The 16,432-nt window shown below is 43.3% G+C and carries 15 protein-coding genes and 6 tRNA genes (1 of these 21 cut by a window edge); 14 read left to right on the top strand and 7 right to left on the bottom strand.

Translation table 11 applies throughout. From position 1 onward, the window contains the following. Positions 1-187: the 5' portion of a hypothetical protein gene (locus tag NQ544_RS06175; RefSeq protein ID WP_006849497.1), read on the bottom strand. It extends 182 nt beyond the left edge of the window; the window shows 187 of its 369 coding nt (coding positions 1-187); it begins with the start codon at positions 185-187; the stop codon falls past the left edge of the window. 186 nt (positions 188-373) lie between these two features. Here NQ544_RS06175 and NQ544_RS06170 point away from each other — a divergent pair, with 186 nt between their 5' ends. Further along, a complete protein-coding gene (locus NQ544_RS06170; protein ID WP_006849496.1) occupies positions 374-2,035 on the top strand; it encodes a glycogen/starch synthase in 1,662 nt (553 codons plus the stop codon). A 105-nt stretch (positions 2,036-2,140) separates the two neighbouring features. After that, complete coding sequence (gene glgP / locus NQ544_RS06165; protein ID WP_006849495.1) at positions 2,141-4,699, top strand: alpha-glucan family phosphorylase; 2,559 nt, start codon at positions 2,141-2,143, stop codon at positions 4,697-4,699. A gap of 234 nt (positions 4,700-4,933) precedes the next feature. Here the strand turns inward: glgP and NQ544_RS06160 are convergent, their stop codons facing one another. Together NQ544_RS06160 and NQ544_RS06155 are read right to left on the bottom strand one after the other, a co-directional pair. Further along, entirely contained in the window at positions 4,934-5,872 is a 939-nt protein-coding gene (locus NQ544_RS06160; RefSeq protein ID WP_006849494.1) for a ribose-phosphate pyrophosphokinase, read from the bottom strand. A gap of 83 nt (positions 5,873-5,955) precedes the next feature. Then, on the bottom strand, positions 5,956-6,564 hold the full coding sequence (locus NQ544_RS06155) for a beta/alpha barrel domain-containing protein (RefSeq protein ID WP_006849493.1): 609 nt from the start codon (positions 6,562-6,564) through the stop codon (positions 5,956-5,958). A 108-nt stretch (positions 6,565-6,672) separates the two neighbouring features. On the opposite strand from NQ544_RS06155, the gene nspC reads away from it, so the two are divergent. The 12 genes from nspC to NQ544_RS06095 all read left to right on the top strand — a co-directional run bounded on the left by nspC (position 6,673) and on the right by NQ544_RS06095 (position 12,821). After that, positions 6,673-7,848: a carboxynorspermidine decarboxylase gene (gene nspC, locus NQ544_RS06150; protein WP_006849492.1), complete on the top strand. Its 1,176-nt coding sequence runs from the start codon at positions 6,673-6,675 to the stop codon at positions 7,846-7,848. A 202-nt stretch (positions 7,849-8,050) separates the two neighbouring features. Beyond that, positions 8,051-8,123: transfer RNA gene (locus NQ544_RS06145), tRNA-Gly, on the top strand. Between the two features lie 60 nt (positions 8,124-8,183). Continuing rightward, positions 8,184-8,267 (top strand) — tRNA-Leu (locus tag NQ544_RS06140). 20 nt (positions 8,268-8,287) lie between these two features. After that, a tRNA-Gly gene (locus NQ544_RS06135) sits at positions 8,288-8,360 on the top strand. Between the two features lie 41 nt (positions 8,361-8,401). Continuing rightward, positions 8,402-8,483, top strand: a tRNA-Leu gene (locus tag NQ544_RS06130). A gap of 24 nt (positions 8,484-8,507) precedes the next feature. Next, positions 8,508-8,591, top strand: a tRNA-Leu gene (locus NQ544_RS06125). Between the two features lie 20 nt (positions 8,592-8,611). After that, positions 8,612-8,684, top strand: a tRNA-Gly gene (locus NQ544_RS06120). Positions 8,685-8,717: 33 nt separating this feature from the next. Beyond that, on the top strand, positions 8,718-9,254 hold the full coding sequence (locus NQ544_RS06115; RefSeq protein ID WP_006849491.1) for a hypothetical protein: 537 nt from the start codon (positions 8,718-8,720) through the stop codon (positions 9,252-9,254). A gap of 29 nt (positions 9,255-9,283) precedes the next feature. Beyond that, a complete protein-coding gene (locus tag NQ544_RS06110) occupies positions 9,284-9,631 on the top strand; it encodes a single-stranded DNA-binding protein (protein ID WP_006849490.1) in 348 nt (115 codons plus the stop codon). A gap of 22 nt (positions 9,632-9,653) precedes the next feature. Continuing rightward, positions 9,654-11,003 carry a gliding motility-associated protein GldE gene (gene gldE / locus NQ544_RS06105; protein ID WP_040553924.1) on the top strand — a complete coding sequence of 450 codons (1,350 nt, stop codon included), beginning with the start codon at positions 9,654-9,656 and terminating at the stop codon, positions 11,001-11,003. Between the two features lie 35 nt (positions 11,004-11,038). Next, complete coding sequence (locus NQ544_RS06100; protein WP_006849488.1) at positions 11,039-11,674, top strand: 4'-phosphopantetheinyl transferase family protein; 636 nt, start codon at positions 11,039-11,041, stop codon at positions 11,672-11,674. Beyond that, complete coding sequence (locus NQ544_RS06095) at positions 11,661-12,821, top strand: esterase-like activity of phytase family protein (RefSeq protein WP_006849487.1); 1,161 nt, start codon at positions 11,661-11,663, stop codon at positions 12,819-12,821. Before NQ544_RS06100 ends, NQ544_RS06095 begins: the two co-directional genes overlap by 14 nt. A gap of 5 nt (positions 12,822-12,826) precedes the next feature. On the opposite strand, the gene NQ544_RS06090 is transcribed toward NQ544_RS06095, so the two are convergent. The 4 genes from NQ544_RS06090 to NQ544_RS06075 all read right to left on the bottom strand — a co-directional run bounded on the left by NQ544_RS06090 (position 12,827) and on the right by NQ544_RS06075 (position 15,846). Continuing rightward, positions 12,827-13,564: an SDR family NAD(P)-dependent oxidoreductase gene (locus tag NQ544_RS06090; RefSeq protein WP_006849486.1), complete on the bottom strand. Its 738-nt coding sequence runs from the start codon at positions 13,562-13,564 to the stop codon at positions 12,827-12,829. 70 nt (positions 13,565-13,634) lie between these two features. After that, positions 13,635-14,468, bottom strand: a complete 834-nt coding sequence (locus NQ544_RS06085) for an N-acetylmuramic acid 6-phosphate etherase (protein ID WP_040553932.1) — start codon at positions 14,466-14,468, stop codon at positions 13,635-13,637. 116 nt (positions 14,469-14,584) lie between these two features. Continuing rightward, positions 14,585-14,848, bottom strand: a complete 264-nt coding sequence (locus tag NQ544_RS06080) for a hypothetical protein (protein ID WP_147337142.1) — start codon at positions 14,846-14,848, stop codon at positions 14,585-14,587. 92 nt (positions 14,849-14,940) lie between these two features. Next, complete coding sequence (locus tag NQ544_RS06075) at positions 14,941-15,846, bottom strand: hypothetical protein (protein WP_006849483.1); 906 nt, start codon at positions 15,844-15,846, stop codon at positions 14,941-14,943. Between the last annotated feature and the right edge of the window lie 586 nt (positions 15,847-16,432).

The raw sequence follows: 16,432 nt of genomic DNA, 5'->3' as shown, positions 1-16,432 counted from the left end.
CTATGTCAGCATCTGTAATCAGCCATTTGCGACTATCACGTCTGTCACCGAAATATCCGGGCATTTCACCGAACAGTTCCTGTCCTGGAACCTTGAGGTTCTTATGGTAGAAGTCTATATTCATATAGACATCATACTCTTTGTTTGTAATCTTCCCCTTGAATAGGGTGCTGTCTGTTTGTGCCATACTAGATATACTAATTAGGCATAATAATGTTGCTAAAATCTTTCTTTTCATCTCTTTTTTCAATTAACTGCGACAAAGTTATTCATTTAAATCAAGAAAATTGCATTTTTTTTAGGATTTTAATAAGATTAATTCGTTTTTTTGCAAATATTTATCTATCTTTGCGGTGTTTATTGATAATTATATATGGAAAAGAAAAGATTATTTCCAGATTACATATTTGAGTCTAGTTGGGAAGTGTGTAATAAAGTTGGTGGTATCTACACCGTCCTTTCAACACGAGCTAAGACTCTTACGGAAAGGTTAAGGGATCAGCTAATCTTCATTGGTCCTGATTGTTGGGGAGACAAGGTGAATCCTTATTTCTCTCAAGATGATACGCTTTATGCGGAGTGGAAAACAGAAGCTCTGAAAGAGGGCTTAAAGGTTAAAGTAGGTAGATGGAATATACCGGGAGAGCCAGTAGCTGTTTTGGTAGATTTCAATCCTTACTATGCTGTTAAAGACCAGATCTATGGACAACTATGGCAGGACTATCAGGTTGATAGTCTTCATGCTTATGGTGACTATGACGAAGCATCGATGTTCTCTTATGCTGCCGCTCTGGTAGTAGAGAGTTTCTACAATCATGTTGTTGGAAAAGGCAAGAAAGTTATCTATCATGGAAATGAATGGATGACAGGTCTTGGTGTGCTCTATGTGAACAAGCATCTTCCTGAGGTGGCTACTGTGTTCACCACGCATGCTACAAGTATCGGTCGTAGTATTGCCGGTAATAATAAGCCTCTTTACGATTATCTTTTTGCCTATAATGGTGATCAGATGGCGCAGGAACTCAATATGCAAAGCAAGCATTCTATAGAAAAGCAGACTGCTAAGTATGTTGATTGTTTCACAACAGTGAGTGATATTACTGCCAACGAGTGCAAGGAATTGCTCGATAAACCGGTAGATTTCGTTTTGCCTAACGGATTTGACAATAGTTTTGTACCTAAAGCAAGTACCTTTACAAAGAAACGTAAAGAGGCAAGAAAGCGTTTGCTCGATGTAGCCAATGCTTTGATGGGTACAGATTTGGATGATGATACGCTCATTGTTTCTACCAGCGGACGCTACGAGTTTCGCAACAAGGGTATCGATGTCTATATTGAGGCTATGAACCGACTGCTTCGTGACAACAATTTGAAGAAGAATGTATTGGCATTCATTGATGTACCTGGTTGGGTAGGAGATCCACGTCAGGATCTGTTGGATCGTCTGAATAGCGGTAAGAAGTTTGAAACGCCATTGGAGGTTCCGGAGATTACCCATTGGTTGCATAATATGAGTCATGATAATGTATTGGGTATGCTGAAGTACTTCAACATGCATAATAATAAGGAAGACAAGGCGAAACTGATATTCTTACCTTGCTACTTGACAGGCGATGATGGCATTATCAACAAGAGCTACTATGATGTAGTGTTGGGTAATGACCTCTGTATCTATCCTTCTTATTATGAGCCATGGGGATATACTCCATTGGAGGCTGTTGCGTTCAAGGTGCCTTGTATCACTACCGATTTGGCTGGTTTCGGTCTTTGGGCTAACTCAGAGAAGGGAAGTTACAGTGAGATAGAGGATGGTGTGAAGGTTATCAAGCGTACCGACTATAATTATTCTGAGGTAGCTGATGCTATCAAGGATACCGTATCTAAGTACTCGGGATTCACCAAGACACAGGTGAACAAGTGTCGTAAAAATGCTGAGATTCTTTCAGAAAAAGCATTGTGGAAACACTTTATCGAGTATTACTATGATGCTTATGACTTTGCCCTGCGCAAGGCTGAAGTTCGTATGAAGAAATAATAATCTCTCTCTCTTGATGGCGTAAGCCATAAAACAAATATTTGGATTCTGCAAGAATCTCTATGTTTGCAAGATAGAAAATATACATCTTAAAAATAAAACACAATGAAAATTAAGGCAGACTATGCTAATGCTCCTCAATGGAAGGAGACAACCATTAAATCAAGCCTTCCTAAGGAGTTGAAGTGCTTGGATGAGATCGCTCACAATATGTGGTGGGCATGGAATTATGAAGGTCGTGACTTGTTCAAGAGCCTCGATGCTGATTTGTACGAGAAGTGCAATGCTAACCCTGTATTGCTCTTGGAGCGTTTGAGCTACGACCGCAAGGAGGCTATTGTTAAGGACAAGGAGACAATGGCTAAGGTTAAGAACGTCTATAAGATGTTCCGCGAGTACATGGATGTGAAGCCTAATGCTAAGCGCCCTTCAGTTGCTTACTTCTGCATGGAGTATGGTATCAACCAGGTGGTTAAGATTTACTCTGGTGGTCTTGGTATGCTTGCTGGTGACTACTTGAAGGAGGCTTCTGACAGCAACGTGGATATGTGTGCTGTTGGTTTCCTCTACAGATATGGTTATTTCAAGCAGTCTTTGAGCATGGATGGTCAGCAGATTGCTAACTATGATGCTCAGAACTTCAACTCTCTCCCTATTGAGCGAGTATATGATGAGAATGGTAACCCATTGGTAGTTGATGTACCTTACACAAACTATCAGGTACATGCATACGTATGGCAGATGAATGTAGGTCGTATCAAGTTGTATCTCCTGGATACAGATAATGATATGAACTCAGAGTTCGACCGTCCTATCACTCACGCTCTCTACGGTGGTGACTGGGAGAACCGCTTGAAGCAGGAGATTCTGCTCGGTATCGGTGGTATGCTCGCATTGAAGAAGATGGGTATCAAGAAGGAGATTTATCACTGCAACGAGGGTCATGCTGCTCTCTGCAACTTGCAGCGTCTCTGCGACTATATCGAGGAGGATGGCTTGAACTTCAACCAGGCACTCGAGTTGGTTCGCGCTTCTTCTCTCTATACTGTTCATACTCCTGTGCCAGCTGGTCATGACTACTTCGACGAGGCTCTCTTCGGCAAGTACATGGGTGGCTATCCACAGCGCCTTGGCATCTCTTGGGATGAGTTCATCGGTATGGGTCGTGAAAATCCAGACGATCACAACGAGCGTTTCTGTCTCTCTACATTCGCATGCAACACTTGCCAGGAGGTTAACGGTGTAAGTAAGCTTCACGGTTGGGTAAGCCAGCAAATGTTCTCTAACATCTGGAAGGGCTACTTCCCAGAGGAAAACCACGTAGGTTATGTAACCAATGGTGTTCACTTCCCAACTTGGACTGCAACAGAGTGGCGTAAGCTTTATGATAAATATTTCGACAAGAACTTCATGAACGACCAGAGCAACGAGGAAATCTGGCATGCCATCTACAATGTTTCAGATGCAGAAATCTGGAATACCCGCATGATATTGAAGAAGAAGCTCGTAGCTTATATCCGTGAGAAGTTCACCCAGACATGGTTGAAGAACCAGGGTGATCCTGCTCGTGTAGTATCTTTGCTCGAGCGTATCAACCCTAACGCTTTGATGATTGGTTTCTGCCGTCGTTTCGCTACATACAAGCGTGCTCACCTGCTCTTCACCGACTTGGAGCGCTTGTCTAAGATCGTTAACGATCCTGAGCACCCAGTATTGTTCTTCTTCTCAGGTAAGGCTCACCCAGCTGATGGTGCAGGTCAGGGCTTGATCAAGAAGATTTTCGAGATCAGTCAGCGTCCTGAGTTCCTCGGCAAGATTATCTTCCTCGAGGATTACGATATGACTTTGGCTCGCCGTCTGGTTTCAGGTGTTGATATCTGGATGAATACTCCTACACGTCCATTGGAGGCTTCTGGTACATCTGGCGAGAAGGCTGAGATGAATGGTGTTGTCAACCTTTCTGTACTTGATGGTTGGTGGGTAGAAGGTTACCGCGAGGGTGCTGGTTGGGCTCTTCCAGAGAAGCGTACATACCAGAACCAGGGTTACCAGGATCAGCTTGATGCTGCTACTATCTACAACCTCTTGGAGAACGACATCATCCCTATGTATTACAACAAGAATAAGGAAGGCTTCAGCAAGGAGTGGATCCAGGTAGTAAAGAACTCTATTGCTACTATCGCTCCTCACTATACAATGAAGCGCCAGTTGGATGACTACTATGATAAGTTCTACAATAAGGAGGCTGCCCGCTTCAAGAAGTTGAGCGCTAACGACAATGCACTTGCTAAGGAGATTGCACTCTGGAAGGAGAGCGTTGCAGAGCGTTGGGATGGTATCCACGTTGTATCTAAGGACGACTGCATGCTGATGGCTGCTGAGACAGGTCAGAAGATCAAGGTTCAGTATGTTATTGATGAGCAGGGCTTGAACGATGCAGTAGGCTTGGAGCTTGTTGTATTGAAGGATCAGCCAGAGGATGGCAAGCAGGTTTATGCTGTTTATCCATTCAAGATGGTTGGTCACGAGGGTAACAACTTTACATTCGAGACTGAGATTGAGCCAATCAATGCTGGTTCATTCAAGACAGGCGTACGTATGTATCCTAAGAATGATAAGTTGCCACACCGTCAGGACTTCTGCTACGTGAAGTGGTTGAACTAATATAATAGCGACATTGTCACATTATAAATATATGAATCCTGTATCTCTTTTTGGGATACAGGATTTTTTTGTTTGAAATCGAACAATGAACAGTGTTATTGTAGTTGTGGAAAGTGAAAAGTGAATTGTGAAAAGTGAATGTAGATTAGAAACAGGGGAAGAATGGAATCATAAAAAAGGAGTCTTCCTTTTTAAAAAGAAAGACTCCTTGTAAACTTGTATGATGATATTTCCTTATACCAGATACTGGGAAGAGATACTCTCGTTATCCTCAACGCGGCGAATGGTTTCTGCAAACATATCTGCAATAGAAATCTGCTTAACCTTTGCGCAACGCTTGGTGTAAGGGATGGAATCAGTGAATACTATCTCCTCAAGAGCAGAATCCTGGACACGCTCAGATGCAGGACCACTCATCACGCAGTGAGATGCACATGCACGAACAGTCTTTGCACCAGCCTGCTTCATGATGTCGGCAGCCTTCGTGATAGTACCGGCTGTATCGACCATATCATCAATGATGACAACATTCTTGTCTTTTACATCACCGATAATCTGCATGCTTGCTACTACATTGGCGCGAGCACGGGTCTTGTTGCAGAGCACGAGAGGGCAGCCGAAGTACTTAGCATAAGTGTTGGCACGCTTAGAACCACCAACATCTGGAGAAGCAATGACCATATCCTTGAGGCGTAAGCTCTGCAGGTATGGCAAAATAACGCCAGATGCATAGAGGTGATCTACAGGAACATCAAAGAAACCCTGAATCTGGTCGGCATGGAGGTCCATGGTGATGAGACGGTCGATACCGGCAACGCTGAGCAAGTCGGCTACCAGTTTAGCGCCGATGCTGACACGTGGTTTGTCCTTGCGATCCTGACGGGCCCATCCGAAGTAAGGAACAACAGCAATAATATTGCGGGCAGAAGCACGCTTTGCCGCGTCAATCATCAGGAGCAACTCCATCAAGTTGTCTGAATTAGGGAATGTGCTCTGTACGAGGAAAACATCGCGTCCGCGGATAGACTCCTCGAAAGATACGCCAAATTCACCATCAGAGAACTTGGTTACAACCAAATTACCCAGTGGGCAACCTAAACTAGCGCAGATTTTTTCTGCAAGGTATCTCGAGTTAGTACCAGAGAATACCAAAAAAGAGTTTTTGTCACTCATTTCTATTAGTGTTTATGTGTATTAATAGTTATTTTTATCTATTTTCATGTAGGGGGATGAATCTTTTTTCGGGAACCTCAGTATTAGCTGATAGCCTTTCTCAATTTCTCGAAGTGAAGAATCAGTTCTTTGAAATCGCGCTCGTTGTGAATGTCGAAACGGTTCCAGAGATCTCCACAGATTACTACTCCTCCAAATCCGAGTTCCTTGGCAATCTTGAGATTTTCCAGACTCATCCCTCCCAAGGCGTATACCTTCTTGTCGATGAGTCCTGCCTTGGCTGCATTCTCAAGCTGCTGCAGATTGAAGGAAGACTTTTCGTCTTTAAACTCAATACAGTCGAAGATGTTTTTCAGAAACACATAGTTTGATTTCTTCTTCATCTCTTTCAGCATCGAGAGATCTGTGCAGGTGCGACTGAACTTGCCTTTGTATCCATCCGGTACCGGTGCTAGCGGATTATCTATATGGATTCCTGCTAAATCATACTCCTGTTTGAGGTAATAATGATCATGAACAGTAATCTTGCGAAGATAGTCTTCAGGCAGTAACGTGAGCAGTCGCTCAGCATACATTGGTGACGAACCTGGCTTGAAAAGATGCAGGTTGTCCATGCCCTCGTCGAACAGCGAGGATAGTATTTTATCTTCTTCCACAAAGAATGTGGACTTGGTCATTATCGCTAATTTCATCGTCAAAATGATTTTTATGATGCAAAAGTATTAAAAAAAACGCAAACTAGCAATTATATTCGGGATAAAAAGCTATCTTTGCACCATAAAATTAATATTTATCAAGTTATGCAAGTAAATTTAGCGAATTTTAATGAGATTCATCGACCAATTTACGTTTTAGAGGAAGAACGTTTGCGACACAATCTGTCGCTCATCAGAAGTGTGGCTGAGCGTGCCGATATGGAAATTATTCTAGCTTTTAAGGCTTATGCTCTTTGGAAGACATTTCCGATTTTCAGAGAGTATATTTCTTCGACTACGGCCAGCTCTCTTAGCGAGGCAAAACTGGCGTATCATGAATTTGGCAGTAAGGCGCATACTTTTTCTCCGGCTTATACCGATTATGAGATAGATGAGATAGCACAATGCTCAAGCCACCTTACTTTCAACTCGCTTACGCAATATGAGCGATATCATGAACGGGCTCGTAGGGCAAATTCTGACATCAGACTGGGATTGAGAGTAAATCCTGAATATTCTGAAGTCGGAACATTGCTGTATAATCCGTGTGCACCTGGAACCCGGTTCGGTGTATCGGCAGATAAATTGCCTCAAACTTTGCCTTCAGATATAGAAGGATTCCATTGTCATTGTCACTGCGAGAGTGGGGCGGATGTCTTTGAACGTACGTTAGCTCATATCGAAGAGAAATTCTCTCCTTGGTTTCCGCAGCTGAAATGGATCAATTTCGGTGGAGGTCATCTGATGACCAGGAAGGATTATGATGTGGAACACCTTATTAATATAATAAAGGGATTTCATCAGCGTTATCCTCATCTTAAAATTATCATGGAACCTGGTAGTGCCTTTGGGTGGCAGACCGGGCCGCTTGTAACTCAAGTAGTAGATGTGGTTGAAGATAAAGGTATCAGGACAGCTATCATAAATGCCAGTTTTACCTGTCATATGCCCGACTGTCTGGAGATGCCGTATATGCCAGCTGTCAGAAATGCAGAAACCCTGGAGGTTGATGATCCGACGAAGGCTCCTGAGGGCGCACATATATATAGAATAGGTGGCAACAGTTGTCTGAGTGGAGATTTTATGGGCTTCTGGAAATTTGACCATGAATTGCAAATAGGCGAGAATGTTATTTTCGAAGATATGCTGCATTACACTACGGTAAAGACAAATACCTTTAATGGAATCACTCATCCATCAATAGGTATCGTACATTTAGATGGAAAATTGGAAACTCTAAGAGATTTCAGCTACGAAGATTATCGCAGTAGGATGGATTAGTATAATTTCCATTTTCCCGATTTTTCTGCCGGATGAGTTTAAAAATCGGCAAAATAAGGCTTAAAATGTGTGTTTTGCTCACTAAAAAGGGCAAAATGCACATTTTTTTTCAAAAAAATCGAAGAAAAGTTTGGTAATTCAGAAAAAAGTAGTACCTTTGCACTCGCATTCAGAGGAACGCTCCTAAGTAATAGGAAAAACTGCGGAAATAGCTCAGTTGGTAGAGCACAACCTTGCCAAGGTTGGGGTCGCGGGTCCGAGTCCCGTTTTCCGCTCATTTTTTTGGAAACAACATCAAGTTTTATCTTGGTTAGATAATTGATGGCAATATACTTGGAGAGGTGGCGGAATTGGTAGACGCGCTACTTTGAGGGGGTAGTGACAATTGTGTCGTGGGAGTTCGAGTCTCCTCCTCTTCACTGGTATTGTTATCTTACAAGCGGAAATAGCTCAGTTGGTAGAGCACAACCTTGCCAAGGTTGGGGTCGCGGGTCCGAGTCCCGTTTTCCGCTCGATCATTTTTGTATTAAGCCAAGATAGGTTTAAGTTTAGGGCCCAAGTGGCGGAATTGGTAGACGCGCACGTTTCAGGTGCGTGTGTTTCACAACGTGCAGGTTCGAGTCCTGTCTTGGGCACAATGTTTAAATTGGCTTAGTGTTGGAGAGGTGGCGGAATTGGTAGACGCGCTACTTTGAGGGGGTAGTGACAATTGTGTCGTGGGAGTTCGAGTCTCCTCCTCTTCACTTTTATTGTTGTTTTATAAGCGGAAATAGCTCAGTTGGTAGAGCACAACCTTGCCAAGGTTGGGGTCGCGGGTCCGAGTCCCGTTTTCCGCTCTTTTTTTTTGAACTCGAGAAACATACCCATTTATGAATTTATATTTAAGATATTTTGATCAGGAGACATTAGTTACTAGTGTTGATGATGCTATTGGTTTTTTAAAGAGTATTCCTGAGATTGAGATGGATGCGGAGCTAGAGGCAGATGTTCGTGAATATGCCGCTAGCGATTTGACGTATCCAAAAAGATATAAGGTACGCCCACGTGTTTATTTTATTGTGATAAAGACTACGGCGCAAACTATGCAGGATTTTAAGGATAAGAAAGCATTGCGTACTCCTACTCCTGCAGAGAGAATGGAGAATCCTGTTGTTGCCAGTTTGGCTCAAGAGGCTCCAGGCTGGTATGAAGGATCACTTGATTTCAAGCGTGTTGTGATGGTACCGGCTACAGGAAAATTTGAGTACCGTGATACTCATTTCGTTGCGGATGTTAAAGCTGAATCAGGTTTGGATTGTTACAATCGCATCGTAGATTATCTGCGCGATTGTGTAGATTCACGCAGCCAGTTCCCATCTGCAAAAGGTAAGAATTTCCATTTCCGCTATCTGGGAATGTGGAAATAAAATATTCAGAAATTTAAAAGATTCGTGTCATGAACAAGGTTATGCTAATTGGTAATGTAGGTAAAGATCCTGACATTCATTATTTCGAAGCAGATCAGGCAGTAGCTCAGGTCTCTCTCGCAACTACAGAGAAAGGATATACTTTGCCTAATGGTACCCAAGTGCCAGACCATACAGATTGGCACAATCTTGTTTTTTATCGTGGGCTTGCAAAGGTAGTAGAGAAGTATGTGCATAAGGGTGACCGCCTTTATGTGGAAGGAAGAATCCGCTACCGCTCCTATGATGACAAGCAGGGTAGAAGACAATATATTACAGAAATCTATGTAGATAATATGGAGATGTTGAGTACTCGCCCTGCTACTAGAGAACAATAATTATTAATTTTTAGCTCAGAAATTGGATATATCCACCATAACTGATGCCTTCGGTGATGTGATGCTGATGCAGCCTTCCGCCGGGGTTATTGTAGCTGCTGTACTTGCAGCTATATTGTTAGGCATGTCTGCTTTTGCCAGTGGTTCCGAAATTGCTTTTTTCAGTTTATCACCAACTGATGTTGCGGAACTTGAGGATGAAAAGACTGATGCCGATAAGAAAATACAGATGTTGCGTGACGATTCTGAACGTACGTTGGCTACCATTTTGATAACCAATAATTTTGTGAATGTCACAATCATCATGCTCCTTAATTATGTATTCGCAGGAATCGTAGAGTTTGGTCCTAAAGCTTATTGGCTTCAGTTCCTGATTATTACGGTTATTCTTACTTTCTTGCTTTTGCTTTTTGGTGAGATTATGCCGAAAGTGTATGCCCGCCAGGATCCTCTGAAGTTCTGTCGCCGGTGCGTAGGGGGAATTCTGTTTGCCAGAAAGTTGTTTTGGCCTTTAGAAACTATTTTGCTGAAAAGTGGAATTCTTGCAGAAAAGATTATACAGAAGGAAAATCATGTGCTGAGTGTTGATGACTTGGAACAGGCTCTTGAACTGACTGATAAGAATGATATCAAGGACGAGCAGAGCATGCTGAAGGGTATCATCCGCTTTGGCGATGAAACAGCCAAGGAGGTGATGACCAGCCGACAGAATATTGTTGACCTGGATATCCGTAGTTCTTATCCAGAAGTATTAAAGTGCATTGAAGAGAATAATTACAGTCGTATTCCTGTTTATCAGGATAATACAGATAATATTCGTGGTGTACTGTATATCAAGGACTTATTGCCTCATCTGACGAAGGCTTCCAACTTCCGTTGGCAGAGTTTGATTCGTCCTCCTTACTTTGTTCCTGAAACCAAGAAGATAGATGATCTGCTTCGCGAGTTCCAGGACAACAAGGTTCATATCGCCATTGTGGTAGATGAGTTCGGAGGAACATCGGGTATTGTTACACTCGAAGATATTCTGGAGGAAATTGTAGGTGAAATCAATGATGAATACGATGAGGAGGAGAAGTTCTACTCGAAATTAAATTACAATACCTTTGTTTTTGAAGGTAAAACGCTTCTTTCTGATTTCTGCAAAATCCTGAATGTAGATGACGAAGAGTTCGAGGAGGTTGAGGGTGATGCTGATTCTCTGGCTGGGCTGCTCTTGGAAATCAAAGGCGATTTCCCAAGTATGCACGAGAAGATAGATTATAAGAACTATACTTTCGAGGTTATGCAGATAGAGGAGCGTCGCATCAGCAAGATTAAGGTGACGGTACATCCTTTGAAAGATATCGAGGGTAGTGCTTCTTCAAAGTAATCATCAGTATTCATCAATATCAGAATATAAAAAATATGGCAGTTGTCAATATACGAGAAGTTTATCCGGGAGTGAGTCTGGGCTTATGGCAGATGGATGAAACTGTAGAACAGTTGTTCGGGCAGTATCCTCATCTGGAGGCTTACCGCTCTCAGGTGGAAGAGAAATATAAGAACGATGGCAGGAAACTGGAGTTTCTTGCCATTCGTGCATTAATGTATGAGATGCTCAAGACGAACGGGGCTTCCAAAGGCTTGCTTTCTCATGCAGGTGACATTACCCACAACGAGGCTGGAAAGCCATTGTTCCGTGGTTATCATATCAGCGTTTCGCATACCAAGGGTTATGCTGCGCTTATCCTTTCCAAAAATCAGGAAGTGGCGGTGGATATCGAATACTTCAGCGATAGGGTAGAGCGCATCGCTTCTAAATTCCTGCGCAAGGATGAGAAGGCGGAAGATCTGGATGCCAAGCTGGTGCATTGGTGTGCCAAGGAAACGGTCTTCAAGTTATTCTCTGAAGAAAATCTGATGTTTGAGGATATGCGGGTAAAGCCGTTTGATACGATGGCAGATTGGTCGTGTGATGTGGAGAATCTCAAGAGCAGGAAGATGGCGCATGTAGATTTCGAGTTAACCATGGAATTTGTATTGACTTATGCTGCGCTGTAATATCCTGTCCATCTTCCTGGCATTCAGCTTGCTGGCTGGGGCACAGGATTGGAAAGTAGTGAGAGAGAATTCTCAGAAAGCTTTTCCGAAAACCGTGGCTGCGGGCAACTACAGTGGCATTGCTCATCTGCATGATGATATCTATGCGGTGGTAAGCGACAAGTCGGATAGTGCTCTGTACTTCAACTTCCGGATTCAGGTGAATCCCAAGACCGGCGAATTGGAACAGGTAGAGAACCTTGGGTTTACCGAGAGAACAGATGGAACGCTGAACGACGGAAAGTTTTGGCAGGGGCAGGAGAAAGGCTTTGACCACGAAGCCATCGTGAAGGCTTCTGATTCTACCCTGGTGATAACAAGCGAAGGATGTTGCCGTTTAAAGGAGTATCCTGTTCTGCCTACTTCGGCTAATGCTCCCAAGATTAGCTATCAGCAGAACCTTTGGGAGAGCAGATGGCCTTCTTCTGATTTTTATCCAAATTATAATTTTGAGTCTCTGGCTTTTGATTCCGTCCGTCAGTATCTCTGGACGATTTCAGAGAGCACGCTCCGCAAGGATGGACAGCCTGCTACTCCTCAAAACGGATTGGCCAACCAGCTTCGTTTGATGAGGTATGATTGGGGAAAGATAAAGGAAAATCGTAACAAGGAAAATAATGGCAAGGAAGACTGTAGCGAGCAAGAGAGTCGCAAGAAAGCCTCTCGTTACATGACAGCCTATGCCTATCAGATGGATCAACCTTCTACCCATAAGAAAGCAGATATCTATGTGATGGGTGTGAGTGAGCTTTGCGCCTTGCCCGATGGTCAGCTTCTGGTTCTGGAGCGTGAGGCCTTTATCCCGAAGATTAAGATTGGGGCTTTCTGCAAGTGTAAACTCTATCAGATTAATCCTTTGAATTCTGAGGAGTTTGCTTTGAAAGAGAAGTTTTCATCAGATACTCCTTTCTTGAAGAAGAGATTGCTCGCGGAATGGAAAACCGGCTTGTCACTTTCCAAGCGTTCCTTTGCCAATTACGAAGGTATGTGTCTTGGTCCTAAGTTGGAAGATGGTTCCCAGATTGTCATCCTGCTGTCTGATTCGCAGGATCAATATGCGGGAGTATTGAAAGACTGGTTCAAGACGATTGTCATCAGAAAGGAATAAAGTTGTTATGTTGTAATCTTCAATCTCGTCCATAACCATCTAGGAATGAGTCGCCAGAGGAAGACGAGGATATCATATCTCCAGTCTATCACCTTAACTTCCTTTCCGTTTTCGATGGCACTTACGATATGCTTCGCCACATCTTCCGGTTTGAGTTGCAGCGGATAGCTGCTGCCTGCGATAAGGTCGGTCTTTACGAAGCCTGGTCGGATATCTGTGATGGCGATAGGGAGATGACGCATCCGTGCCTGTTGCGACAGGCATTCCAGATAATGGTTCTGGAATCGCTTGGTGGCAGAGTAGGCTGGGGCGGCACCGAGACCTTTGGTTCCGGCAATGGAAGTGATGCAGGCAATGCGGGCTTTTGAATTGTTCTGATGATGAGTAGCAAACCAGTTGAATGCCGTATCTACCATTCTTGTGAATCCCAAGCCGTTGGTTTCCAGGGTCTTCATTTCCTTTTCTATATCCAGCGAGTTGTTCTGCCAGCCAATGCCGGAACTATGGAAGTAGAGGTCCATGCCTCCCAACTTATCGATGAGTTCGAGAAGTTGGGCAGGAGCATCGGGAGAAGTCACGTCTATTTGCTGGTAGCAGGTAATGCCGCCCTGCGAAATCAGAGCCTGCAATCTTTCGATTCTTCTTCCGGCTATTCCCACTTGCCATCCTTTTGCAGCAAGCAGTTTTGCCACTTCCATTCCGATGCCCGATGTGGCACCCATTACAATTGCTTTCTTTGCCATATAGTCCTATTATATAAGGTGCAATCTTGATAGTTCTATTTATATAAGGTGAAGTTTGGTCTAACTCTATCTAAACATCTAAATCGCTTTTACTCTTCAGCAAGTCTTCCGCCTTCTTCACGCTTCCTGCTTTCAGAATCAGCAGCTTCACTTTCTCGTAATCCGTATATTGCGGATTGCGTTCCATGAAGATGCGGCAGGCGCGGTCGATGAGTTTATGATTGATAAGCTTGGCGTTCACCATCTTGTTGCCTTCCACCCGTCCTTGTCTTATCTGAAGGGAAGTGCTGATCATATCCAGAATCATCTTCTGCGATGATCCTGCTTTCATGCGGGTACTTCCCGTTACAAATTCCGGTCCCGTGATTACTTCTACGGGATAATCGGCTGCTTGGGCGATGGGAGCATGAGGATTGTTGACGATGCAACCCGTAGGAATACCTGCCTCCTTGCAATGCTTCAGGATGGCGAGTACGAAGGGGGTGGTGCCGCTTGCCGAGAAGCCCAGCACGAAATCCTGCTCTGAGATATGCTTGTCGCAGAGCTGGTGCCAACCATTCTCCAGGTCGTCTTCTCTGGATTCCCTGGTTTGCGTAAGGCAGCCGATGCCTCCAGGGAAGATGGCTTGTATCTGCGAACCGTCGATGCCATAGGTGTTCTGTACTTCTATGGTATCGAGGGTAGCTAGTCTTCCGCCCGTTCCGCAACCGGCATAGAAGAGTCTACCACCCTTCTTCAGCTGCCCTTCGATGGCGGAAATCAGTTGGTTGATGGCGGGCAATGCTTGTTCTATTGCCAGAGCCACCTTCTTGTTTTCTGCATTGATATGAGCGGTGAGTTCTTCCACGCTCATCTTTTCCAGATGTTCGTAGAGCGAACTCTGCTCTGTTATTCTTTTATCTATTTTGTCTGACATATTACCAAAATTTTTAGATTGTAGAATGTCTTGGAGTATCCTATGTATAACGGTTATGCTTCAGATACTCTCTTATTTTCTCTTTCAAAGCATCTCACGTAATTTCATGAGTACGGACGATAATGGATCTCATATGTTCCTACTTCGATTGTTTGTAGCAGCGAGCTATCCCATAGCTGATAAGCCTTATCGCGGCTCTTGCTGTCGAGTTGATTCTCACCAGTGATAAGCCACTTGGCAAAGGTCATGGCATGATGGCTGGGAGTAGCTTCCACCAGCTGCAACATATCGCTTTGAGGAAGGCAGTCTGTGAGATAGCGCTTGCCATCGGCTGCTACCATTTTCAGTTGACTACAATTTGTAGCCAACTGATTTCCCTGCTTCTTCAGCCTAGTCTTCAGTACGCTCCAATACTTGCGAAAGTTCAGTTATTTCAAAAAAAGTTCAATCAGCCCACTGCCTATAACTTCATTAATTCAGCTTTGTTTTCTTTGTCCGGTAATCCCGAAATGTCTAACAAACGCTTGCCAAACTGATTGAGTACCGGATTCTCCATCCCTTCTGTAAGATCAAGAATATCAATAGACAGTTGAAAACACAATTCACTAAAATTTCTGAAGTTTTTATGGCGTTTCTGAAAATCAGCCTTCAACATCGGGAATGCAGCGACATGTTTTTTAAAATTCTCCACTCTTTGTTCTTCATGCGAAAATTTACCATCAGATTTGTTGCCTGAATAACTATCCAGGCGCTGCTCATACAACAGCTCTGCCAAGTTCAACAGCTGCTCGGTATACAGCATGTCAAAAGAGACAAAAGTATGATGCAATACATACGGATCGTTGTCGATAATTTCAGAGAAGGAACAACCATGGGGAAATATCGTAAAGCTTTCCAAGCCGAGCTTTGGATGCTCCACAATCTTAGAAAACGATTCAACAAACTCAGAGCGGATAAAATGCTTTACGATATCCATCATCTGTAATGAAGGATCATGAAGGTATCGCTCGTTGTAACGCTGGAAAAAATGACGAGTAAAAAACTGCACATGAATCCATGGCAATACCATGTGTGAATATACAGCCATATTGAGCTCACCCTTATATAGGAAAATACAGCAAACATTAACAACAAGACCATTTTTGCGTGCATCCTTCTTGTTCCTGCTAAATGGTGTCAGCAGCATCTTGTTGTGTCTGGGGGAGGTCCACTCCACGGGCTTGAACAAGACCTTGCCATCAGGTCGGCTCATAACCTCTTTCATATACTTCTTAACGGGCAGATGGACTTGGTATCTGACTACGTTCTTATAATCCTCTTCCAATTCCTTTGCAATATCTGCATAGCTCATTGTATCCGTTATCATACTAAACTATTTTTTCAAGTGATTTATATTCCATGAGTTCTCACTAAAGCGGAGGGCAGTCTAGCCATGACAGCGAAGACCAAAGAGAGCTTCTGCAAAGATAAGCATTTTCTACGATATATGCAAATCTTTGAGCGTATTTTTGAGAGTCATATTTGGAGTTTTATTTTCATCGGAAGAAACTACACGGAGATTATCTGTTGTTTGTCTCTTTCATCATGCGAATCAAGTTCGTTTTTTAATGTCGGTCATCTGAATCTCTACATAGGAGATACAGAATCACCTGCAAAAATAAAAAAATGTTAGAAACTAGCAAATTATGCGTGTTAAAAAATTAATAAGACTATGAATGAAGGCGAACTTGGAGACAAATACAAAGCAATGGTCTGTACGATGGACGTGCTTAAACCGGATTGGGACAGATTCAGAGAAAAAGACGGAAGAGGATTTAACCTCTTACCGTCTTTAAGATACATTCATTGATGAAATCACTCTTGTTCACATCTAGTGAATTGAGAATTTCGAGAGTTTCTTCTGTGGCAGAAAAGAACATACGTTTTTGATGTTTTCGTCATGTTATTCGAAA

Source organism: Segatella copri DSM 18205 (assembly GCF_025151535.1).
Classification (GTDB): Bacteria; Bacteroidota; Bacteroidia; order Bacteroidales; family Bacteroidaceae; genus Prevotella; species Prevotella copri.
The sequence above is the reverse complement of the archived record's forward strand: the minus strand, read 5'-3'. Positions and strand labels throughout refer to the sequence as shown.